General features: G+C 58.6%; 17 protein-coding genes and 1 pseudogene. 10 read left to right on the plus strand and 8 right to left on the minus strand.

Annotated features, from left to right (window positions below; genetic code table 11):
- Nucleotides 1-45: 45 nt before the first annotated feature.
- The 3 genes and pseudogenes from HKD27_RS13920 to HKD27_RS13930 form a co-directional block, all read right to left on the minus strand.
- Nucleotides 46-1,443 (minus strand): annotated as a pseudogene (locus tag HKD27_RS13920) (FAD-dependent oxidoreductase); the annotation flags it as partial.
- Entirely contained in the window at nucleotides 1,440-1,820 is a 381-nt protein-coding gene (locus tag HKD27_RS13925; protein WP_370544279.1) for a (2Fe-2S)-binding protein, read from the minus strand. The pseudogene HKD27_RS13920 and the gene HKD27_RS13925, both read right to left, overlap by 4 nt.
- Nucleotides 1,813-2,679 carry a transporter substrate-binding domain-containing protein gene (locus HKD27_RS13930; protein WP_194689853.1) on the minus strand — a complete coding sequence of 289 codons (867 nt, stop codon included), beginning with the start codon at nucleotides 2,677-2,679 and terminating at the stop codon, nucleotides 1,813-1,815. The genes HKD27_RS13925 and HKD27_RS13930 overlap by 8 nt, the downstream gene beginning before the upstream one ends.
- Before the next feature lie 120 nt (nucleotides 2,680-2,799).
- Here HKD27_RS13930 and HKD27_RS13935 point away from each other — a divergent pair, with 120 nt between their 5' ends.
- Nucleotides 2,800-3,669, plus strand: coding sequence for a LysR family transcriptional regulator (locus HKD27_RS13935; protein WP_194263735.1), 870 nt, complete (start codon nucleotides 2,800-2,802; stop codon nucleotides 3,667-3,669).
- Nucleotides 3,670-3,980: 311 nt separating this feature from the next.
- On the opposite strand, the gene HKD27_RS13940 is transcribed toward HKD27_RS13935, so the two are convergent.
- Nucleotides 3,981-4,415 carry an Lrp/AsnC family transcriptional regulator gene (locus tag HKD27_RS13940; RefSeq protein WP_228518534.1) on the minus strand — a complete coding sequence of 145 codons (435 nt, stop codon included), beginning with the start codon at nucleotides 4,413-4,415 and terminating at the stop codon, nucleotides 3,981-3,983.
- A 110-nt stretch (nucleotides 4,416-4,525) separates the two neighbouring features.
- Between HKD27_RS13940 and HKD27_RS13945 the strand changes: the two genes are divergently transcribed.
- Together HKD27_RS13945 and ctlX are read left to right on the plus strand one after the other, a co-directional pair.
- Nucleotides 4,526-5,575: an ornithine cyclodeaminase gene (locus HKD27_RS13945; RefSeq protein ID WP_194689854.1), complete on the plus strand. Its 1,050-nt coding sequence runs from the start codon at nucleotides 4,526-4,528 to the stop codon at nucleotides 5,573-5,575.
- Nucleotides 5,572-6,513, plus strand: coding sequence for a citrulline utilization hydrolase CtlX (gene ctlX / locus HKD27_RS13950; RefSeq protein ID WP_194689855.1), 942 nt, complete (start codon nucleotides 5,572-5,574; stop codon nucleotides 6,511-6,513). Before HKD27_RS13945 ends, ctlX begins: the two co-directional genes overlap by 4 nt.
- Nucleotides 6,514-6,524: 11 nt before the next feature.
- Here the strand turns inward: ctlX and HKD27_RS13955 are convergent, their stop codons facing one another.
- From HKD27_RS13955 to HKD27_RS13970, 4 genes are all read right to left on the minus strand, one after another.
- The gene (locus HKD27_RS13955; protein ID WP_197436619.1) at nucleotides 6,525-8,003 is read right to left on the minus strand and encodes a serine hydrolase; all 1,479 of its coding nucleotides are present in this window, start codon (nucleotides 8,001-8,003) and stop codon (nucleotides 6,525-6,527) included.
- A gap of 155 nt (nucleotides 8,004-8,158) precedes the next feature.
- The gene (locus HKD27_RS13960; protein WP_194689856.1) at nucleotides 8,159-8,941 is read right to left on the minus strand and encodes a GDSL-type esterase/lipase family protein; all 783 of its coding nucleotides are present in this window, start codon (nucleotides 8,939-8,941) and stop codon (nucleotides 8,159-8,161) included.
- A gap of 71 nt (nucleotides 8,942-9,012) precedes the next feature.
- Entirely contained in the window at nucleotides 9,013-10,449 is a 1,437-nt protein-coding gene (locus tag HKD27_RS13965; RefSeq protein WP_194689857.1) for a M20/M25/M40 family metallo-hydrolase, read from the minus strand.
- A gap of 131 nt (nucleotides 10,450-10,580) precedes the next feature.
- Nucleotides 10,581-11,516, minus strand: coding sequence for a GntR family transcriptional regulator (locus tag HKD27_RS13970; RefSeq protein WP_194689858.1), 936 nt, complete (start codon nucleotides 11,514-11,516; stop codon nucleotides 10,581-10,583).
- A 182-nt stretch (nucleotides 11,517-11,698) separates the two neighbouring features.
- On the opposite strand from HKD27_RS13970, the gene HKD27_RS13975 reads away from it, so the two are divergent.
- The 7 genes from HKD27_RS13975 to HKD27_RS14005 all read left to right on the plus strand — a co-directional run bounded on the left by HKD27_RS13975 (nucleotide 11,699) and on the right by HKD27_RS14005 (nucleotide 22,512).
- On the plus strand, nucleotides 11,699-13,288 hold the full coding sequence (locus HKD27_RS13975) for an ABC transporter substrate-binding protein (RefSeq protein WP_197436620.1): 1,590 nt from the start codon (nucleotides 11,699-11,701) through the stop codon (nucleotides 13,286-13,288).
- Nucleotides 13,288-14,229 carry an ABC transporter permease gene (locus HKD27_RS13980; protein ID WP_194689859.1) on the plus strand — a complete coding sequence of 314 codons (942 nt, stop codon included), beginning with the start codon at nucleotides 13,288-13,290 and terminating at the stop codon, nucleotides 14,227-14,229. Before HKD27_RS13975 ends, HKD27_RS13980 begins: the two co-directional genes overlap by 1 nt.
- The gene (locus HKD27_RS13985) at nucleotides 14,226-15,038 is read left to right on the plus strand and encodes an ABC transporter permease (RefSeq protein ID WP_194689860.1); all 813 of its coding nucleotides are present in this window, start codon (nucleotides 14,226-14,228) and stop codon (nucleotides 15,036-15,038) included. The genes HKD27_RS13980 and HKD27_RS13985 overlap by 4 nt, the downstream gene beginning before the upstream one ends.
- A complete protein-coding gene (locus HKD27_RS13990; protein ID WP_194689861.1) occupies nucleotides 15,035-16,642 on the plus strand; it encodes an ABC transporter ATP-binding protein in 1,608 nt (535 codons plus the stop codon). Before HKD27_RS13985 ends, HKD27_RS13990 begins: the two co-directional genes overlap by 4 nt.
- A gap of 86 nt (nucleotides 16,643-16,728) precedes the next feature.
- A complete protein-coding gene (locus HKD27_RS13995) occupies nucleotides 16,729-17,271 on the plus strand; it encodes a cytochrome b (protein WP_194263725.1) in 543 nt (180 codons plus the stop codon).
- Nucleotides 17,272-17,809: 538 nt separating this feature from the next.
- Nucleotides 17,810-20,017: a TonB-dependent siderophore receptor gene (locus tag HKD27_RS14000; RefSeq protein ID WP_194689862.1), complete on the plus strand. Its 2,208-nt coding sequence runs from the start codon at nucleotides 17,810-17,812 to the stop codon at nucleotides 20,015-20,017.
- A gap of 326 nt (nucleotides 20,018-20,343) precedes the next feature.
- Nucleotides 20,344-22,512, plus strand: a complete 2,169-nt coding sequence (locus HKD27_RS14005; protein ID WP_194689863.1) for a TonB-dependent siderophore receptor — start codon at nucleotides 20,344-20,346, stop codon at nucleotides 22,510-22,512.
- Nucleotides 22,513-22,541: the final 29 nt, after the last annotated feature.

Genomic DNA, 22,541 nt, shown 5'->3' on the forward strand with positions numbered 1-22,541 from the left:
GATGGTGGCCCGGGGGTCAAGACCCGACAGCGTCGCCACCGCCCCAAGCGGGATCGGCCGGATCGGCGGCCGTCCCCGGAATGTTGGCGGACAACCCGCAGCACGCGTCTCATCCTGAAGCAGCCGTGCCGCCGTCACCATGCAGCTTCGGCCCTGACACGGCCCCATACCGCAGCGTGTTTCGCCGCGCAGTGCATCCATGTTCCGAAAGCCCGAGCGGATTTTCTCCCGCAGTTCCCCGGCCGTCAGCTCCTCGCAGCGGCAGACGATCGTGTCATCATCGGGCAGCTTCTGCGCTAAGCCGGGCGGAAACGCCGCATCCAGAAACGGGCGCACGGAAAGCGCCTTGCCAACCGCCCGCAGAGCCTCTGCGGACGGTCCCGCACCGTGATCCAGCGCCGCCAGAATGGCCTGCGCGGCCACTCTGCCATGCGCCATGGCGGCATCCGCGCCCCCGATCTTCCGGGCATCGCCCGTAACGCGCAGCACACAGGGCCCTGCGGACATTTCCGGCGGAAGGGTAGAGGCGCCCAGCCCGTCCGGCGTCGTCGCCGGACGCCAGCTCGCATTGGACCCGTCCCATTGCAGACGCAGCCCCGCCGCATTGGGGATATCGATCGCAGGCACGATCCCGTCATGGACGATCAGCAGATCACAGGGCAGCGTCCGCCGCTTGCCACCGACCGTAAAGCTGACGCTCTCGACGCTCTGCGTCCCATGCGCGGCCAGGTTCTCAAGCCCCGTCACGGATTCCACCCCCGCCAGCTTCAGACGCCCCAGCCAGCCCAGCCCCTTCACAAGCGGCACAAGCCCGCCCGGACGCAGATGCCGCATAGCTCGCACACTATCGGAAAGCCGGTCGGTCCGGCCCACCAGCGCCGGTTTGACGCCAAGCTGGTGCAACTGGTTGGCCAGAAGCAGCAGCAGCGGACCCGTCCCCGCCAGAACAATCCTGCCCGAAGGCTTCAGATGCCCGGCCTTGAGCAGCGTCTGCACCGCACCAGCCGTCATGACGCCGGGCAGTGTCCAGCCCGGGAACGGCACAGGCCGCTCCATCGCTCCATGCGCGAGCAGAACCTGTCGCCCACGCACATAGCCGGCGTTCATGCCCTGCAGCCAGCCCACGGTTCCATCGGGCCGCACTTCCCACACGGTGGTCTGCGGCCGGTAATCAATTCCGGAAAATGCCCGGAAACGCCGGATCAGATCCGCCCCCGCCCGATAGGCAGGCCCCAGCGCGGCCAGAAGGCTCTGGCCTGCGGGGCTCGTGTCGCACAGATTGGCTTCAAGGCTCCGGAAAATCTGGCCGCCGGGCGCAGGCTGCATGTCCAGCACGATGACGGAGCGACCCGCCTCCGCCAGTTCGACCGCAGCCGCCATTCCGGACGGCCCGCAACCGACGATGATGACATCCGCATCAGGGAGTGGCGCGTTGATGCTCATGGGACGGACGGCTCCAGCGCCGGTGGCGCCCCGGCCTGCCGGCGTACCTTCATGCCGTCGCGCACCAGCGTCAGGCAGGCCTGCCGGTTCCCGATGCCGTCGATTTCGACGAGACATTCAAAGCAGTGCCCGATCATGCAGTAGGGCAGGCGTGGCGCGCCGGAAACCGGTGTCAGGCGGTTATACGGCACCCCGGCCCGCAGCAGACAGGCCGCAACGGTCTCACCCGCACGGGCTCGGACCGGCTGCCCGTCAACAGACAGGGTGACCGCATCGGTGAGGGGGGCGAGGTCTGAAAACATCTTCGGTCCCGGTTGAAGGCCAGAGGAATGGCCAGGGGAATAGGCAAAGGCGGGGCGCGTTACGGACTCATTCATGGATCGAGATATCCGTGCCGAACCATTTTTCTGACAGCTTCTGATTGGTGCCGTCGCGATTGACGGATGTCAGGGCCGCGTCAAAGGCATTGCGCAGCGCATCATCATCCGGGCGGAAGGCGATATTGGTCGTGTTCGACCCCAGCACCCCGCCCGAGAATGTTGGCCCGGTCATGACGAGCGCTCCTTTGGGGGCCGCCTCCATCATCGTCCCGAAGGTGGTGACATTGGCGATGGCAATATCGATGCGCCCGGCAATCAGCTCCAGTCCAAGCTGGTCGAGGGAAGGGTATTCCATGATCTTCAGGCCCTGAAGATAGGCATCGGCAAACCCCGCGGCCGTCGAGCCCGTCTGCACTCCGATGACCTTCCCGGCCAGGGCAGTCTTCAGTTCGGCAAGGGCTGCCTGCGCCTCCTGCGGCCCGCGCGTCAGATCAAAAGGCACACCCGTATGGGCCAGACGGGTCAGGGACCCTGTGCCCGAGGTCAGAAAACCGTTCGGCGCCCGGGTATAGGGATGCGAGAACGAGACAACTTTGCGCCGCTCGTCCGTAACGCCCATGGACGCAATTATGGCGTCGTACTGCCCCACGCGAAGCCCGGGGATAAGCCCGTTCCAGTCTTGTGTGACGACCTTGCAGGTTGCATGCATCCGCTCGCAGAGCACTTTTACGAGGTCCATTTCATACCCGGCATAGGACCCGTCCGGTTTGGCAAAGGCCCAGGGCGGATACGTGCCTTCCGCACCGATGGTAATGTGGTGGGGAAAGTCTTCTGCAACGGCAGACGCCTTAAACGTCCCGAACAGGCACGCCCCAGACAGGACCGGAAGAAGCAGACATGTCGCACGAACAGCCATTCATGAAGTTCCCGCCAGGGTGTGAGGGAAAGGATCACTCACCTGCTTTATGGCCTTGAGTTCGATATCGGAATATATTTCTTCTTGGCAGAAAGCGTAAGCTGAGCTTACGCTTTAGGGATGCAGCCCCACCGTATTCCGTCCCTGAACTGGCTTCGTGTCTTCGATGCCGCCGCAAGGCACCAGAGCTTTGCCTCCGCCGGACGCGAGCTGAACATGTCCGCCGCCGCTGTCAGTCAGCAGATACTGGCGCTGGAAACCTATCTCAAAAAACCCCTGTTCCTCCGAAGCGCCAACAAGGTCCGCCTCACGCTGGAAGGCAACGAGTTCCTGCCGACCATTCAGGTCTCCCTCCGCGCCATCGAGGCCAAATCCGCCTCCCTGTTTCCCAGACGGGACGTGGAACGTGTCTCCCTCGTCGCCAGCCAGCTGATGGCCATGAGCTGGCTGCCCCGCCGCCTGTCGGCTTTTGAAAAAAAGCATCCCTCGGTGCGTGTGGATCTCATTACGGAAGACTCCCAGCGCAACGGAGAGCCGGACCTCGCAATCCGCTTTGATTACGTCATGACAACGCGGGAGCATCCGGGCTGGCTGATGGGGATCAGCCATGTCGTGGTCGGACAGCCGCAGGATGTGGAACGCATCACCACGGCAGAGGCTGTCATGGACTACAAGCTGCTTGACGTCCGCTCGCATGCCGTGGGCTGGAATACGCTACTGTCGCGCTATTCCGGTATTTCTGGTGACTCCGCGCTGATGGTTGAGTCTGTAGATACGACGCCCCTGGCTCTCATGATGGTCAAGGAAAGCGCGGCTCTGGCTCTTGTTCCGTGGCCAGCGGCCCAGAATCTCGTTGAAGCATTGGGGCTTGCTGTCTGTAACACTCTTCCCGCTATTCCAGGTCTTGGAAACTATTATATCGAACAGTTTTCAGGTCACGGTATTCGCCCTGTCATCCGGACATTGTTCAACGAACTGCGCAGGAATTAGGTGTTTTAATTCTGTTCGCAGATAGCATGCTATTTTGCCTGGTATGGGACCCACATGCGCAAGAAGACGATTGGACACCTGTCGCAGCGTCTGGCGACACGTCGTTTTCTTGATGGAAAGGTGTCCATTCTTCGGGAAAAGTGGTCGAAGACCATACCGTTCGCCGTCTCGTCTCACGACCCGTTTTGAGATGCGATGATGAGAGTCGTTCTGGAGCCCTGCTGTTGCCGGTGGTGCGGATGCGAAGGAAAAGTATCCCGTTTCTTTACGCGGGCTTGGAATGCGTAGGGGGCCGCCTCCATCGTCATGCGTCAGACCGAACTCAGCATCAGGCTGGTTTCTGAATTGAGGACGCCGTCGGTCATGCGGACTTCCCGAAGGACACGGTCAAAGTTCTGAAGGGTATCGGTGCGGATTTCTGCGATGAGATCCCAGGCGCCGTTTGTGGTGTGCAGTCTGTAGAGTTCAGGGATGGCGCGCAGGGAGCGGATTACGGATGTCGTTGATTTCCCGGCGACTTCGATCAGCATGATGGCTCGGATATCGTCGTGATGTTCCCGTGCCCGGACGGTGAAGCCGAGGATGGCGCCGCTTTGCAGCAGCCGGTCCAGCCGTGCCTGCACGGTGGCGCGCGATATGCCGATGATGGAGGCCAGTTTCGCAACGGGTGCGCGGCCGTCTTCACGCAGGATGGCAATCAGGCTGCGATCGATGTCGTCAAAAATGTGCATGATGCGTTCTGCCATGAATGGATCAGCAATATGGATAATATTACCATATATTATGGACAGAGCGCATATTCATCCTGACAGATCGTCGGGGCACGATCCTCCTGTGGCAGAGAGCAGGAGGCATTATGGTTCAGTATGTTGGCGTTGAAAATCTTGTCCGGCTGGTGCGCGCGGTCGGGCTGGAAACATTTCTGACGGAATTGGCTGGATATGTTGAGGAAGACTTCCGCCGCTGGCCGGAATTCGACAAGACGCCCCGTGTGGCCAGTCATTCTTCCAATGGTGTGATTGAACTGATGCCAACGGCGGATGATGCGCTTTACAGCTTCAAATATGTCAATGGTCATCCCTGCAATACCCGTGAAGGACTTCAGACCGTGACGGCATTCGGAGTTCTCGCGGATGTGAAGTCCGGCTATCCGCTCATGCTGTCCGAAATGACGCTTCTGACGGCTCTTCGGACGGCTGCCACCTCCGCAGTTGCAGCGCGATATCTGGCGCGTCGGGACAGTCGGGTTCTGGCGATCATTGGGCTTGGGGCGCAGTCGGAATTCCAGGCAACGGCTTTTGGGGCGCTGCTGGGGATCACGCGGGTGCAGGTCTATGATGTTGATCCTGTCGCAACCGAAAAATTCTGTGAGAACATGCGGGGGCGTGGTCTGGAGATCGCAGTGGCACGCAGCAGCCAGGATGCCGTGACGGGGGCAGACATCATCACGACAATTACGGCTGACAAGCTGAAAGCCACGATCCTGTCCGACAACATGATCGGGGCGGGTGTGCATATCAATGCCGTAGGCGGGGACTGTCCGGGCAAGACGGAGTTGCAGGCGACGATCCTGAACCGGGGCCGGGTTTTCGTGGAATATCCGGAACAGACCCGTATTGAAGGGGAGATCCAGCAGATGCCGGACGATTTTCCGGTGACGGAGCTGTGGCAGGTTATTGCCGGTGAAGCCCAGGGCCGTCGTTCCGAAGTGGAGATCACGATCTTTGATTCCGTAGGGTTTGCGACGGAAGATTTTTCTGCTCTGCGCTACCTCAGAGACAGGGTCCATGGGACCGCTTTCTATACGGATATTGATCTGGTGGCCGAGCCGGAAGATCCGCGGAATCTTTTTGGTCTTCTCAACCAGAACCGAGTGCATTCAGTTTTTACGGGAGCGCTTCCATGATGTCTTTCTCGGTTCAGGCTCCGGGAGCCGTGGTCATGATCCGTCCGCATCATTTCCATCCCAATCCGGAGACGGAAAGGGATAATGTCTTTCAGACCCGGGACGGGACGCGGACAACTGTCGAGATCGCGGCGCAGGCCCATGCCGAAGTGACGCGGGCGGCTGAAACGCTCGAACAGGTGGGCGTGAAAGTGCATCTGTTCGAGGACAAGACCAGGGAGACGCCGGATTCCGTGTTTCCCAACAACTGGTTTTCCACGCATGCAGGGGGGCATGTCGCGATTTATCCGATGTTTTCTCCCAACCGGCGCAGGGAGCGTCGGGGGGATGTCATCGAGATGCTCAAGCACCGGTATCGCGTGCAGGATGTCATTGATTATTCAGGGCTGGAGCAGGATGGGCTGTCGCTGGAAGGGACGGGGGCGATGGTGCTCGACCATATCAGCCGGATTGCCTATGCGGCCAAGTCCAACCGGACCAATGAAGTTGCGATGGAGCGTTTCTGCACACATTTCAATTTTGAACCGATTGTGTTCGATGCGGCGGATGAGGCGGGGCGGCTTATCTATCATACGAATGTCCTGATGTGTGTCGGGACCAGTTTTGCGATGATCGGGCTGGAAACGATCGGCAATATGCGGCGTCGGCAGGAAGTGCGGGATCGTCTGGCGGAGAATGGTCGTGACATTGTTGAGCTGACCTTTGGGCAGATCAATGATTTTGCCGGGAATGCGCTGGAGCTGTCCGGGGCGCAGGGGCGTGTTCTGGCGCTGTCAGGCCGCGCGCTCAGGGCCCTGCGGCCGGATCAGGTCCGGGTGATCGAGCGTTCTGCGACGCTTTTGCCGCTGGATGTGCCAACGATTGAGCTGGCTGGCGGCTCCGTTCGCTGCATGATGGCGGGCATTCATCTGACGCCTCGCCTTGCCCGCAGGGGCTGAAACCGGGCGTATCAGGCCGGGGTACCGGCTGTTTTTTCCTGAAAGGACAACAGGTCGGCGTGCAATGTGGGCCAGTGACGGTCGCCTGAATTGATGTTCACTTCACGGTCGAGCGTCAGGCGTGTGCCGGAGAACCGAAGGGTTATCGTGTCGCGGAATGCCGTTTCCGGAAAATGCCAGACAAGTTCAAGGCAATCTGTGGAGAGCCAGCGTGCTCCGGCGACGACCGGGGTGTCGCGCAGGAGATAGCCGTGATGCAGGGAGGCACCCGGCATCGTGGAAATACCGCGGATCCAGTCTGTGAGACCACATTGGATGCTGTGTGCGCCAGTGGAGTCCACAAGGGTGAAACGGATCATTTCCGGCGTGGTGTCGAGCACGATCCCGCTGATATCCAGGGGGTTGTCGTGCATGTGCCACCGTGTTTCGCCCTTCTGGGAAGGGAAGTTTTCGCACGGCGCGATCGGGGGTGGTTTTTTCCAGGAAAGAAGCCGGTTCCGCAATGCGACGTCTTCGGACGCCTTGCCGCCTGCGATGAGAGCATGCGGGAAATATTGCCTGATATGCGGCAGGATCGCGGCGCTGTTTTCCATGGCGCCCTGGAGGACCAGTACGCTTTCCTGCTCGGGGAAAACAAGGACTGCCTGAACGAAGACGCCAAGGGCGGCGTAGTAGCCGTCTCCGACAACCCAGTGATAACCGTAGGTTTGCGTGCCCTGTGGCTGTGTGGCTGCCGTGACCCATGAGGCCGGCAGGAGTGTGCGGCCGTTCCATCGTCCGTTCTGGAGATGCAGGATACCGAGGCGGAGCATGTCTTCGGTCGTCAGGCTCAGGCCGTTGCCCCCGGGATTGATGCCATCAGGGCCGATATCCCAGTGTTCTCCATGAATTCCGAGCGGAAGGAAAAGGCGGGGCCGCAGATAAGCGTGGAGTGTCTCGCCGGTTACTCTCGTGACAATGGCTGAAAGCATATAGCTCGCGGCGCTGGAATACACGTAAGTCGTTCCGGGATCGTTCACAACGGGGATACGAAAGAATTCGTCGGTCCAACTGGTTCTGATGCCACGCCAGATGGAGCCGGACACTTCCGAAGCGTGTCCTGTCCGCATTTCCAGAAGATGTTTGACGGTGATTTTTGCCGTTCGTTCACCTGAGGTCGCCTTTGCTTCGGGGAAGAAGCTGGTGATCCGGTCGTCCAGCGACAGGCGGCCTTCGTTTACAAGTAGGCCGATCGCGCAGGCCGTCACGCTTTTGGTGACGGAATGGGTCATGCGTCGGGACTGTGGCTGGTAGGGCCATCGCCAGCCTTCCGCGACAACGGCGTCCTTTCGCCATAGCATCATGGCATGGAGTTCGAGGCCGGCTGCTTCGATGCTGTCGAGCCAGGCGGAAATCGCGCCGGCATCGACATGTCTTTCAGAAGGCGTCGCCCGGGGAAGCGCAGAGGCCGATACGGCATACGGGTGGGGTATGTGAGAACTCTTATTCAACAGCCTACAACCCACAAAATCTGGAAAACCGTCTGCCGCCTGGACATGTTTGCCTGTTACGCGCGAAAGTGCGACAAGTCAATGTGTTGTATTACTGAGCAAGATAATACAAATTATCCTGTGTGGTGAGCAATGCCCTCCCGGCCTTCCTGTTTCTATCGGGGAAGTGTTTCTGGTTTGACGGCCTGTCGCAGCTGTGGCCACATCCGGGCATAGCCGGATGGCGTCAGATGCAGTCCGTCGAGGGTCAGATCCGCGGGCAGGGTTCCTTCGGCATTGGCCAGAGCGGAAAAATAATCCGCATATGCGTCATGACGGCTTGCGGCGAAACTGCGCAACCAGGCATTGGCGGCTTTGATGGTTTCTGGGTCCCGGTCGAGGGCAGCGCAGCTCTTGCAGGGGGTAATCGCAGCGATGATGACCCGGATATGATGCGATTGCGCAATATCTGCCATGGCGGTCACGTTGCGTGCGATCCGTGCGAGCACGGCGCTGCGTGCGGCTTCTGGCGGCCCGGCATAGACGCGGGCATCGTTTGCGCCACCAGCGATGACAACCGCAACGGGATCAAGCGCGACGACGTCATCTTCGAACCGGAGCAGCATCTGATCGGTGTTCTGGCCGGGGACACCCCGGTTGAGGACATTGACCGTCTGGGGGAAAGGACGTTCATCCGGTTTCCAGTGGAACGTGATGGAATCACCGATCATGACGATGCGCGGGCGCCGGTCGGTGCCGGATTTCAGGGCGGCGTTTGCCTGTTCGTAGACGTGCAGGTCGGCGAGGTCGGCCTGTTGCATCAGATATTTGGCGGCGAAATCATGCACGGAAAGCTGTGGCAGGCCGTGGCGGTCTTCTGCAACGGGCGCGGCCGTCGCGGGGTGCTGTGCCATGAGCAGGACAAGGAGGCCTGCTGCAATCGTGTTCACAGGACGCATGGGGCTGTTCCTTGTCATCAGGGAGAAAGTTGAAGCCTGTTTGTCCGGATGGAACCGGTCGCTGGGGCCGGTTATTCGGAAGCGTAATCCTTCACCAGCCGATAGAGAAAGGTCCGGCCGTTATAGAGCGACTGTGTGCGGACCCGTTCGTCGAGCCCATGGATGCCATTCCCGTCCGGATCGAGAAAAATGCCACTGACCCCGTAGGTTGGCGTTCCGGCCGCAGTCAGGAACCGCCCGTCCGTCGCGCCGGGGGCGATCGAGGGAATGACGGGAACGCCCGGCCAGAGTTGTCCGGCGATCTGTTCGATCGGTGTCATGATGTCTGGTGTGAGAGGCGGCGCGATGGAGCGGGGCGCCGGGGATGAGCCGAGCGTGATGACGATCGACGGGTCGGCGATTTCCGCTGTCAGGCGTGCCTGTATGGCCTGTGGATCTTCGCCCGGCAGGATGCGGCAGTTGACGTTGACATCCGCTGACTGGGCCAGGGCATTCCGGGCGTGCCCGGCAGTCATCATGGTGGCGACGCAGGTTGTGCGGATCATCGCGTTCCAGACGGGATCTGCGTCGGCGACCCGGTTGATGATGGCGGGGTCGTTCGATCCTGCGCCGAGGGCGCGCATGTCGGTGGCGATCGTTCCGGTCTGCAGGGTTGCCGAACGCGCGAAGAAACGCCGCGTTACCGGGCTGATATCGGCCGGGAAACGATAGGCGCCCAGCCGGACCAGGGCGGCGGACATGCGGGTGATCACATTGTCCTTGCCGGGGCGGGAACTATGGGCTCCGGGGCCGCTCGCTGCCAGGTGATAGTCCTGATAGACTTTCTGTCCGGCCTCGACGCTGAACAGGCGGGGTTTGCCCCCGGCGTCGAGATAGCCCGACCCACCTTCATTGATCGCAAAGGCCGCTTTGACCGTTTCGGGACGGTGTTCAATCAGATAGCGGATGCCGCGCAGCCGGCCCCCGGATTCCTCTCCACAGGTCAGGGCGAGTTTGATCGTCCGTTTCGGTCGAAAGCCGTCCTGCCGGAAGCGGGCCAGGGTGTCGACGAAAATGGCGGCCATCGCTTTATCGTCAACGGCACCACGGGCATAGAAATAGCCGTTTTCCTCAACCAGCCGGAAGGGATCGCGTTTCCAGTCCGATGCTTTCGCGTTGACGACATCGATATGGGCGAGCAGCAGGATTGCAGGGGCCGTCGCGTCCGTGCCGGGGAAGCTCGCGACAAGATTTCCATCCCGGGGCAGATCGGGCGCGAGAATGATCTCCGTGCTGTTTGCGGGATATCCGGCTGCGAGCAGATGTGCACGGGCCTCTTCCGCGACGGCGGTGCAACTGCCTGTGGCGGCGCTGGAATCCGTTTCGAGGATCTGTTTGTAGAGATCGTGAAACTGTTCCCGGTCGTGGTCTTCTGGCGCGGCGTGGGCTGTGCTCCATGCTGTCAGAAACGTTCCGAGGGCGAGGACCAGAGATCGGGTGACCGTTCGCTGTTTGTTGGGGTGTTTCATGTCTGGACTGCTCCTGCCGGTGAGATCCTTCAGACTACGGCAGGGAATATTGTATCATAAAAATCGATAATACAAGATGGATGGCAGGAGGACGAGAGTTGCCAGAGGCGCTGTCCAGTCGGGCCTCAGGCCTATATCTGCGGGGAGGGCGCCATCGGGGAGAATGTCCGCGAGGAACTGGCCAGATGATCGAGCATCAGCTGGCTGGCCCGATCGTTCCGGCCATCCGCCAAGGCGTCCATGATGGCCAGATGTTCCTCGATTGAGGCGATGACGCGCGGTACGCCGTGGACCCAGTGGTAATTCAGGAACGAACGCAGGCGGTTCTGGCCCTGCACGGCGCCCAGAAGGTAACGGTTTCCGGAGCAGCGGGCGAGCTGCTCGTGGAAATCGGCATTCATCTGGAAAAATTCGACGGCGAGCGTATCGCGCCACCGGCGCTTTCTGAAGGATTGATGCTGGGCGCGTGATCGTTCCAGCCAATGCCAGTCCAGCTCGAAAGTGGGCGCAAGCAGCCCCGCCGGTTCAACAATCCGCCGGAAGGCATAGCTCTCTTCCTGTGCCCGTGTTGAATCGATCGCCGGCAGGAAGATCCATCCTTTTCCCGGTTTGCGCTCGACCAGTCCCAGATCCGCAAGCTGGCGCAGGACCCGCAGCAGTGTCGCCATGGTTACGTCCAGATGGCGGACCATTTCCTGCTGGCTGCATTCGTCGGGCAGCAGGCCGCTATTGCGGGCGCGTGCGATTCTGACGAGCAGTTCCCGGTCTTCCTCGCCCTGCTCGGTCAGCGCAGGAGGTTCTGGCGCTTCGCGGACGGGGTGAAGAAGGACATAGCCGCGATTGGCGCGTGCTTCGACGGTGCCAGCATTGGCCAGCAGTTGCAGGGCGCCGCGAATCGGAGTGCGGGAAACGCCGAAATGGCGGCAGAGTTCGCACTCGACGAGGCGATGCCCCGGTTCGGCCTTCTGGTCCTTGAGCAGGTTGAGGATGCGGCTGGCGAGGTCAGCGCGAAGACGGCTGGTGGCGCTGACATCGGATGGGTCGATGGCTCCAGCGGATCGGGACACTCTAGGCTCCATGTCTCATGGACGGGATGGGATCGGGACAGCGACACATGCCTTTAATGGTTACGAAGAAACCCTTTTCGTCAATCCCAATCGGGCTTTGGCGGGAGTGTCTGATTTTGTCTTTCCGATATCAAAAAAACAGTGTTATTGATGTCGGGTCGCAACGAAAGGCAGGATGGCTGATGGTCGAACGGGAGGCAAATGTGCGTCGGAGGACTGTCAGGATTCTGGTGGTGCTTCTGGCCCTGCTGTCGATCGTAACGACCGCTTCTGCTGAAACGGTGCTGCGCAGCCGCCTGAATTCGGATATCGCCTCGACCGATCCGGGTATGAAACGTGACGAGAATACGGATGCCGTTCTGCTGCATGTGGTGGAGGGGCTCGTGGCCAGCCGCGAGGATGGCACCGTCGCGCCGATGCTCGCGTCCGGCTGGACGGTTACGCCGGATGGGCTCACCTATCGTTTCACGCTTCGCCAGGGGGTGCGTTTCCATAACGGGGCGCCGCTGACGCCGGCTGATGTTGTCTGGTCGCTGCAGCGTTATCTGGCGCCGGACAGTCACTGGCGCTGCAAGTCCGAATTCGGTCCGCACGGGATTGCGCGTGTGCTTGCGGTGCAGGCTGCCGGTGCGGATGGTGTGACGGTCACGCTGGACCGGCCTGCTCCCATGTTCCTCAGGATACTGGCGCGGTCTGACTGCGGGGGAACCGGCATTCTCCATCCGTCTTCGGTTGACGCCGGGGGGCACTGGATTGCACCCGTCGGTACCGGGCCGTTCCGCTTTTCACAATGGCGGCGGAACCAGTTCATCGATCTGCTGCGTTTTCCCGGTTACCGCAGCCTGCCCGGTGCGCGTGATGGCAATGGCGGTGGCAAACATGCGCTGGTCGATCGTCTGCATTTCGAAGTCATTCCCGATGGGTCTTCGGCCACGGCCGCCCTTCTGCGGGACAGTCTCGATATTCTGGACAATCTGGCGCCGAACGAACTGGGTGGGCTGACGGGACGGACGGATATCCGGTTCAGCATCGCGCCCACGATGGATCTGTATGCCCTGCTGTTCCAGACCCGGGACCCCGTTCTGTCCGATCCGCGTATCCGGCAGGCCATTGCGCTGAGCCTGGATGTCAGGGCGTTGACCCGTGTTGCGACCCATGGGACGGCAACACCGAACAGTTCGTTCATTCCCGCCGCCAGTCCCTATTTCAGTGCGGCCGTTCAGCCCGTGATCCGGCAGGATCTGGCGCGTGCCCGGGCGCTGGTCCGTGAAAGCGGTTATCGGGGGGCGCCGGTCGAACTTCTGACGAATCGCAGATATCCGCAGGCGTTCGATTCCGCCATCATCATTCAGGCGATGGCGCGCGAGATCGGCCTCAGAATGGAGATCGTGACGCTCGACTGGGCCACCCAGCTCGCGCGATATGCGCATGGTGACTATCAGGCGATGGTGTTCCTGTATTCCTCGCGCCTTGATCCGGCGCTCATCCTGGATTCCCTGCTGGGGGACAAGAAGGCTGATCCACGGAGGGTCTGGGACGATCCGGAGGCTATCTCCCTGCTGGAGCAGTCCATGTCCGTGGACGACCGTGAGGCCCGGCAGCATATTTTTGACGCGCTGGACAGTCAGTTTCGTGAGGACGTGCCTGCGGTGGTGCTGTTCAATACATCCCGCATCGCGGCGATGCGCGCGCGCGTTTCCGGCTATCAGGGATGGGCGGGCGGTCTGCAGCGTCTGTGGGATGTCGATCCCGGCCGGAGAACCGATCCATAATGTCTGGCTATATCATCGGGCGGCTGTCGCTGGCTGTTCCTACACTGTTTCTGGTTTCTCTCGCTGTTTTCTTCCTGATCCGTCTCGTGCCCGGAGATCCGGCGCTGGTGATGCTGGGGGAAGGTGCTGATCCGGCGACGCTGGCGGCCATGCACCGGGAACTGGGGCTCGATCGTCCGCTGGTGACACAGTATCTCCTGTGGCTGGGTCATGCCCTGCGGGGGGATCTGGGCATTTCGATCGTCAGTGGCGAGCCGGTCGGGGGGCTTGTGCTGTCGCATTTCGCCCTGACGGTTGCGGTGGTTCTGCCTGCGGTCGCGTTTGCCACGGTGCTTGCGGTTGTCTTCGGGATGATGGCCGCCTGGAAACATGGCCAGCCCATCGATCTTGCCGTTTCGGCTACGACCGGGCTGTTGCTGGCCGTGCCCGGTTTCTGGCTGGGGCTGGTGCTGCTGATCGTGTTTGGCGTGAAGCTGCACTGGCTGCCCATTGTCGGCTATATTCCGTTTTCAGAGAGCGTGGGGGCAGCCCTGCTGTTTCTGGTGCTGCCGATCGCGACGCTGACGCTGACTGAAACAGGCACCCTTACCCGCATGATGCGGGCCAGTGCGATTGATGTTTTCGCGCTCGATTACATTACGCATGCCCGTGCCAAGGGGCTTCCTGAACGTCTGGTTCTGGCCCGGCATGTCTTTCCCAATGCCTTTGCGCCGACGCTGACCCTGATCGGGCTGACGCTGGGCCATCTGCTGGGTGGCGTTGCGGTCGTGGAAACGGTTTTTACGCTTCCCGGGCTTGGACGGCTGATGGTGGATTCCATTCTGGCGCGCGACTATCCCGTGATCCAGGGATGTCTGCTGCTGACGGCGCTGGTGTTTGTCCTGGTCAATCTGGTCGTGGATCTGATCTATCCTGTTTTTGATCCGCGGGTGAAATCATGAAGCCATCCCATCTCGGCAGTCTGGTGGGGGGCGTGCTTGTGGGGCTGCTGCTCGGAGTTGTCGTGCTCGGCTTTGTCTGGCTGCCTTACGATCCGCGCGCCATTGATCTGGACCATGTGCTTCAGGCGCCTACGGTGGCGCACTGGCTTGGGACCGATGCCTTCGGGCGGGATGTTGCGTCGCGTGCCATGCTGGGCGCGCGGACCAGTCTGCTGATCGCGCTTCAGACCGTCTGTGCGACGCTTGTCGCGGGGGTGCCGGTCGGGGTGCTGGCGGGCTACCTGCGGGGATGGACGGACAGGCTGATCATGATCGTCGCGGATGCGATCCTTGCCTTTCCGGCGATGCTGCTGGCGTTGACGCTGGTTGCGGTGATGGGCGGCAACCGGAGTGCCATCGTCATTGCGCTGGCGGTATCCTACCTCCCGGCTGTCGTGCGGGTCGTGCGGTCCAGTGTGCTGTCGATCCGCGAGCGGGAGTATGTCGAGGCGTCGAAAGTTGCCGGAGACGGCGCGCTCTATACGATGTGCCGTCATATCCTGCCGAATGCCCTGCCGCCGATCCTGATTATTGCGACCAGCCTGTTCGGATGGGTGATCCTTTATGAAAGTGCCCTAAGCTTTCTGGGGGTTGGTGTGCCGCCTCCCACACCGACCTGGGGGAACATGCTGGCCGAGGCGCGGCCTTATATCAGCACGGCTCCGTGGCTGAGCCTTGCGCCGGGGATCTGCCTCATGCTGACCCTGCTTGGCGTCAACATGCTGGGTGACGCCATTCGCGACCGCCTCGACCCAAGGGAACGGACGTGACCGATCTTCTGCTTCAGGTCAGGAATCTGCGGATTGCCACGCGTGCGGGGGCTACACTCGTTCAGGATTTCAATCTGGACCTTGCCGCCGGAGAACGTCTGGCCATCATTGGCGAAAGTGGTTCGGGAAAGACCATGGCCACGCGGGCTCTCGTCAGTCTTCTGCCTCCTCCCGTGCAGGTCGTGGGAGGGACGATCCGCTTCCAGGGACAGGAGATCACCCGATTGGGTTCCCCGGGTCTGCAGCGTCTGCGCGGCCCCGGGATCGGCATGGTCTTTCAGGAGCCGATGACGTCGCTGAATCCGGCCCTGACGATTGGCCGCCAGCTTTCTGAAGGGCTGAAACGTCATTGCGGGCTGTCGCAGGCGGCTATTCGTGGCCGGATCATTGATATGCTGCGTCGTGTCCGGATCCGTGAGCCCCAGCGCTGTCTTGCGGCCTATCCGCATGAATTTTCGGGCGGGATGCGGCAAAGGATCATGCTGGCTTCCGTACTGCTGCTGAAGCCTCGCCTTCTGATTGCCGATGAACCGACCACGGCGCTCGATGTTCTCAGCCAGCGTGAAGTCATGGACATCATGGTTGAACTGACGCAGGAACAGGGGACAGCGCTTCTGCTGATCTCGCATGATCTGCCTCTGGTCGAACGCTATACCGAGCGGGCGATCGTCATGGAAAAGGGCGTTATGGTGGAGGCAGGCCCGACCGGGGCGATGATGGCTCATCCGACCCATCCCTATACCAGAAAGCTGATCGGGGCCCTGCCACGGCGGAAAGCGGTGTCTGTGGAGGGAGTGAAAGAAAAAGCGCCCGTCCTGCTGTCGATCGACCAGGTCTGTGTGGAATACGCTACGAAGCGTGGTCTGCTGCGTGCCGGGCCGCCCCGCCGGGTGCTCGATGCCGTGTCGCTGCAGGTTAGGGCGGGGGAAATCGTTGCCCTTGTCGGGGGGAGTGGATCAGGAAAAACCACGCTGGGCCGGACAGTCATGGGGCTGACGTCCTTTGTATCGGGATCGGTTCTTTTTGACGGTTCCGACATCGCAACGCTTGGCGGAGCAGCGCAGCGCGATTTCCGCCGTCAGGTTCAGCTTGTGTTTCAGGATCCGTTTTCCTCGCTTGATCCCAGGCTGTGCGTTGCTGAAATTGTCGCGGCTCCGTTGCGCCATGTTCCCGGACTGGATGAGGCTGCGCGCCGGGCGCGTGTAGAGGCCGTTCTGACGTCAGTGGGACTGGAAGGCTTCGCACGGCGTCTGCCACATGAGATGTCCGGTGGGCAGCGTCAGCGTGTGGCGATCGCGCGCGCTATTATTTCAAATCCGAGGATTATTGTGGCGGATGAACCTGTTTCGGCTCTTGATCTGAGCGTCCAGCAGCAGATTCTTACCCTGCTTCAGACATTGCAGCGTGAGCAGGGGTTTGCCTGTCTTTTCATCACGCATGATCTGTCGGTTGTGGAACAGATTGCTGACCGGGTGGTCGTGATGGAAAACGGGGTGATCGTTGAGGAGGGATCTGTGGCCGGGGTTTTTGCGAACCCACAGCATTCCTATACACGCCAGTTACTCTGTGCGACGCCGAAGCTGATCCGTGATCCGGAGCGCTGATAAATTCGTTCTTTGCGAATATTTTATCGTATTTCTTTTCGATTTTGTGAAATGACAGGCAAAGAAATGCATTTTTCAGGGTGTATATGAACGAGACTGACATACTTCGTTATGACCGATACACAATTGTCCTGCACTGGGCCGTGGGCTTCTGTGTCGTGCTTTTGTGGGTGATGGCAGAAGGGGCGGAACTCCTGCCCAAAGGGCCACTGCGATTGTCCATCTGGTCGGTCCATGTTCTGACTGGCTTTCTGCTGGCTTTGCTTCTTCTGGTGCGAATCGCGTGGCGTGTGACGGGCGGCCGCCGTCTGCCCCCTGCGGAACGGGGCGTGTCGCATATGGCGGCAGTGTTCGTTCATGGTCTGCTGTATGTATTGCTGATTGCCGTGGTGGGGTTGGGGATTGCGAATGTTTTCGGACATGGCTTTCCTTTATTTGGTATCTGGCGGTTTCCGCGTCTGTGGGACAGGCCGGTACAGCATTTTATTGCTGGCTGGCACGGTACGGTAGCCAATGTCATCATGATCATCGTTCTGATACATGTGGCAGCCGTGGCGTTTCATTCTCTGATCCTCAAGGATCATATCCTGCGACGAATGATGCCGGGTTCTCGTCGTTTCCCACGATAGTCTTCATATTTGTGAAATCTGCTGTTCGTTATTCCGGATGGCCCTCCCAGGTCTTGCTTCCCTGTGAGGGCATCATATTTCAGAAAAAACGATTATTCCTGATTCTGGAGTAATGTAAGTATAGTATATTGATCTCCATATATCCAATTAATTTCATTAAATATATAAACAATACACGTTTGTATGTAAAATAAACTCCTTAATTATTATGGTTTAATAATAATTTTTAGCTTATTTCAAGATAAATACTTAATTCACTGAATATATGTGGGTCGAAGGGAATGCCCTCAAAAAGGGATTTCGTTTTGGAATGAGGAAGTGTCGGCCTGCCTGGTGAAGAATCGCCCCTGATGCAAAGCTAAAATTGCACTTTCGCTTTACAAAAAACATTTCATTCATATCATATCGGAATCGCACTGACGTAGGGCGTAACCGACGGGCGGTTGGGTCATGAACCGGTGGTCTGAAGGAGAGGGCATCTACGATGCTGTTTAGAAGCAGGGCTTACAGGACTTTTGCCAGCACCAGCCTGGGAGGCATGTCTCTCTTCTATGTTGATATGGCATGGAGCCAGACCAGTATTCCGCCTGCCCATGACGGTCAGGTGGTTACCCAGGCAACCGCCCCGACAAGCAAGGTCAAGCCTCCGCCTGCCAGAACCGCCGCCAGTGCCGAGCCAGTTTTGGAAAACATTGTGGTTACCGGTACGAGAGCAAACCGTTTCGGGACCGATGTCGTTCAGGCAGGAAGCTTCCGGGGGGCCAAGGCGCTGGATACGCCTCTGACCGTGAATGTGATTTCGCGTGCTGTCATCGAAACGCAGCAGGCCCGCAACCTTCAGGAAGTGTTGCAGAATACAGCAGGCGTGACCGTGTCGCAGACCACGCCAACGGTTTACAGCAACCTCGCCATTCGCGGAATTGCGGTCGACAACAGGAGCAATTACCGTCTCGACGGGATACTGCCGATCATCAACCTGATTGATATTCCCATTGAGGATAAGGATCGTGTTGAAGCATTAAAGGGCGCGTCGGCACTGTATTATGGTTTTACGACGCCGGCTGGTATTATCAATCTGACGATGAAACGGCCGACCCAGAAGCGCTATCTCGAAGTTGATGGGGTTGGCGACAGTAATGGTGGCCGTGGCGGTCATATTGATTACGGGCAGACATGGGGTATGTTTGGCGCGCGGATCAATGGATTATATGCAGATGTTGATTCTGGTATCGATAATACGTTCGGAAGCCGTTACCTGACTTCCGGTGCATTTGATCTGAAGCCAACCAAAAATTTGACCATGCGGCTGGATATCGAGCACATCTACAAGGAGGTAAATGAACCGGGCATTTTCCGCTTCGTGAAAAAGCCGACCTCGACGGTGGCGGACCCTTATCCGTCGGTTACTCTGCCGCCTCTAATCGATCCGCGGACCAATTTTGGTCCGGACTGGGCTCTGAACAGGGCGCAGGAAACCAATCTTCTGGGGACGGTGGACTGGAAGATAACGAAAGCCTGGAATTTCTCCCTGAGTGGGGGGCAGTCCTGGCTGTGGCGTGACCGGCATTTCAATTATCTCGACCCGAATAATATCAATACAAATCCTGCGGCCGGTGTTGTGGGAGAAAATGTGCTGACGGTGGGAAATCAGCAGAATTACGAGGCTGTCAACCGGAACGCCCGTGCTGAGGTGGCCGGGACGTTCAGGACGGGGCCTCTGGTGCATGAACTGCTGGTCGGCGCGTCGGTCAATGTGCGTGACCAGTATAACCCTTCGACAGTCAATCAGACATTTACCCAGGATTATCTGGACCCTCATCCGATCGATGAAGTCACCTACAAGTCTTCCGTGTTCACGAATACCAGAATCAATGACAAGGGCCTGTATGCGTTTGACCGGATAAAGTTCCGTGAATGGCTGCAATTGCTGGGAGGGATCCGTAAATCGGATTATACGGAAGAAATGATCAATGGCGCCAGAACGTTCCATGCCACGCCGATCACCTATTCCTATGGTGGTATCATCAAGCCCATAAAATGGATGAGCCTCTATGGGACTTATATCGAAGGGCTGGAATCAACGCCGGGTGCACCGACGACGGCTGTCAATTATGGGCAGCAGCTTCCTGCTGCGAAATCGCAGCAGGAAGAAGGAGGTATCAAGATACAGCCGACTAAAAATCTTCTTTTTCAGGTTGCGTATTTTGTCATCAATCGCGCGTCAACCTATGTCAACGGCGCGAATATGTATGTCGAGGACGGGCGCCTGCGCTATCGGGGTTTTGAATTCAGCCTTACCGGCGACCTGACGGATGACCTGTCCATTTATGCCAGTGGGCAGGCGCTGAATGCGAAGCAGATATCGGGAGCGCCAAGCAGCATATCGGCCAGCGGTGTCTATACGCCTACTGTCGTTGGGCGGTGGGTTGAAAATACGCCGAAATATACGGCATCCGTTTCGCTGAACTACAAGATGGATCGTGTCATTCCGGGTCTGAGCTTCAATGGTGGGTTCGTCTATATTGGCCGCCGTGCGATCGATGCCCTGAATCAGGCATGGATCCCGGGATATGTCCTGTTCAACATGGGAACGTCATACCACCGTATGGTGAGCGGTCATGAAATGACGTTTCGGGTGAATGCCGACAATATTACCGGAAAACGTTACTGGGCATCGACGGGTGCAGATCTTCTGGCTGAAGGAGCGCCTCAGGTTGTAAAATTCTCGGTGGCCATGAAATACTGAGGGGATCGGTTTGTCTGGGGAAGGATTGGGGCTTTCCCCCGGATATGTCTGCTGGACCATAACCGGAATCTGTTTCCTGTCCGGAATTTTTTCAGTGGAGTTTGCAGTCAGGATCACGGCACCACGGATGCCGTGCTTCCGTGGTGTTCAGGGGTTGATGCCGCTATTGGCACAATTGTCAGTTCCCAGGGATGCGGAGCGTGACATTGTGTTAAAATGCTTTATTGCGAATCACTATTATTATCAATATGTGTGCCCGACTGTATCAGCTTCAAGGGACACACCCATCCGTGCGCCAGGATTTTTTTCTGAAATTTCAGAGGACTATGCGTTGCATTGTCTTCGGCGCATTTGCTGTTTCGCAGGTGCGGGCGGCAGAACTCCCTGTTTCGGAGAGAAACAGGATCGACTCACATCAGGCGCATAAAAAGAAGGACAAGGTGCAGGCGAAGAGTGAGCCTTCGGTGTCCGGTGCTTCCGAACGGCAGCTTGATGAATCCATTGAGGTCAAAGGATCGAGCAGAAAATTCAATGCCGATGTCGTGCAGATCGGTACTTTCCGGAACCAGTCGATCATGGACACGCCCATGACGGTGACGGTCCTGACCCGTGCGTTGCTGGATGCTCAGGGCGCCCAGACCATTACCGATGCGATGCGTGATGTTGCGGGGGTTATTTCATCCAGTACGAGCCCGATTACCGCCCCGAATTTCATGGCCAGAGGTGTCCAGATCCAGGCGCGCACGAATTACAGGCTCAATGGAACGCTTCCGATTATCGCGCTTTCGCCGATCATGCTGGAAAACAAGGAGCGTGCTGAAGTCCTCAAGGGTGTTTCCGCTCTGTATTATGGTTTTACCACGCCGTCGGCCATTGCGAATTTCGTGACGAAACGGGCCGGCTCCCGACCGGTTACGGTGGTTAGCCTGACGGGGGACAGCCAGGGAAGTTATGGTGGTGGCGTTGATCTCGGGCGGGAGTTTGGCACACGGAAGCAGTTTGGCGCACGGATCAACGGTTATGCCAGCAATGTCGGCACAACTGTTAATGGTGTTGCCGGCAATCGATGGCTTGTGAGCGGTGCTTTTGACTGGCGCCCGACCGACCGACTGTCTTTCAAGCTGGATATTGAGCATTCCAAGGAAGAAACTTATGAACCTGGCGGTATTACGGTACCCGCTGCTGTTGACGGGCAGATTACGCTTCCCCGGATCCCGTCCATTCATAACCGGTATGCTGCCAAGGACGCGCCGTACAATGCCTGGGCGACGAATGTTCTCGGACGCATGGATTACGCGATCTGGAAAGACTGGGCGTTTCGGGTCGAGGGCGGAATAGCGCGGACGCGGCGTCAGCGTGCCATTTCCAATGTTTCCAATGTTGATCTGGCGACAGGATGGGGCACAAACACGACGACCTATGCGGGCGACCAGGATTATTACAATCTGAATGTTCGTACCGAACTGTCCGGGTCTGTCAAAACCGGTTTCATCCGGCATGAACTGCTTTTTGGCTATAACCGGAATGCACAGGTTCAGGATGATCAGAACCGTACAAATTATAAATCGTTCAGGCAGAATATCTATAATCCCATCGATATGGATTTTGACGCATTGTCTGCGACGGGGTCTACCGAAACCTATGGAAGCACCAATACGGATACCGGCTATTACATGATGGACCGGGCCGAATTCCTGAAATATTTTACTCTGATCGGAGGCGTGCGTTACGAAACTTATGAGACGTATACGCCGCACACCAACAGTGATTATACCGTCAAGAAAGTGACGCCGATCGGGAGTCTGGTTATTCGGCCCACAAAGCAGAGCAGCCTTTATGGAAGTTATATCCAGGGGCTGGAAAGTGCCGGAACCGCACCTGACAGCGCAGTCAACGCAGGGACCATCCTGTCGCCGGTGACGAGCAGCCAGTATGAGTTCGGTGCGCGGTACAAGATCAAGGAGGCCCTGATTTCCCTGGCCTATTTCCATATTGATCGTGGGCTTGCCTATGCCAATCAGGACAATGTCTATGTTGTCAACGGCTGGGCCATTCATAAGGGCGTGGAATTGTCCGTACAGGGGAGTGTCACGCATGAACTCTCCATTTCCGTTTCAGGAACATGGACGCATGCCGTGCAGGCGCAGACCGGGAATGCCGCGCAGAACGGGAAATCGGTGATCGGTGTGCCGGATTATGCCCTGTCTGCTTTTGCGGAATACAGACCGGATTTTCTGCCTGATCTGGGCCTGAATGCAGGTGTCTATTATGTGGGCAGACGTTCCGCGGACAGTCTGGGGCGTGCCTATGTGCCGGATTATGTAACGCTCAGCCTTGGTGCCAATTACCGTTTGCAGCTTCCATCGGGGCAGACTGTAACTTTCCGGGCAAATGGCAATAACGTTACCAATACCCGGTATTGGTCCAATGCCGATACGGTGCTGTTTGTCGGGTCTGGTGCGACGGCCAATTTCTCGGCCAGTTTTTCTTTCTGAACGATTTTCAGTACGGCATGGGATCGCCT

This window comes from Gluconobacter sp. R75690 (assembly GCF_015244525.1).
Taxonomy (GTDB): Bacteria; Pseudomonadota; Alphaproteobacteria; order Acetobacterales; family Acetobacteraceae; genus Gluconobacter; species Gluconobacter potus.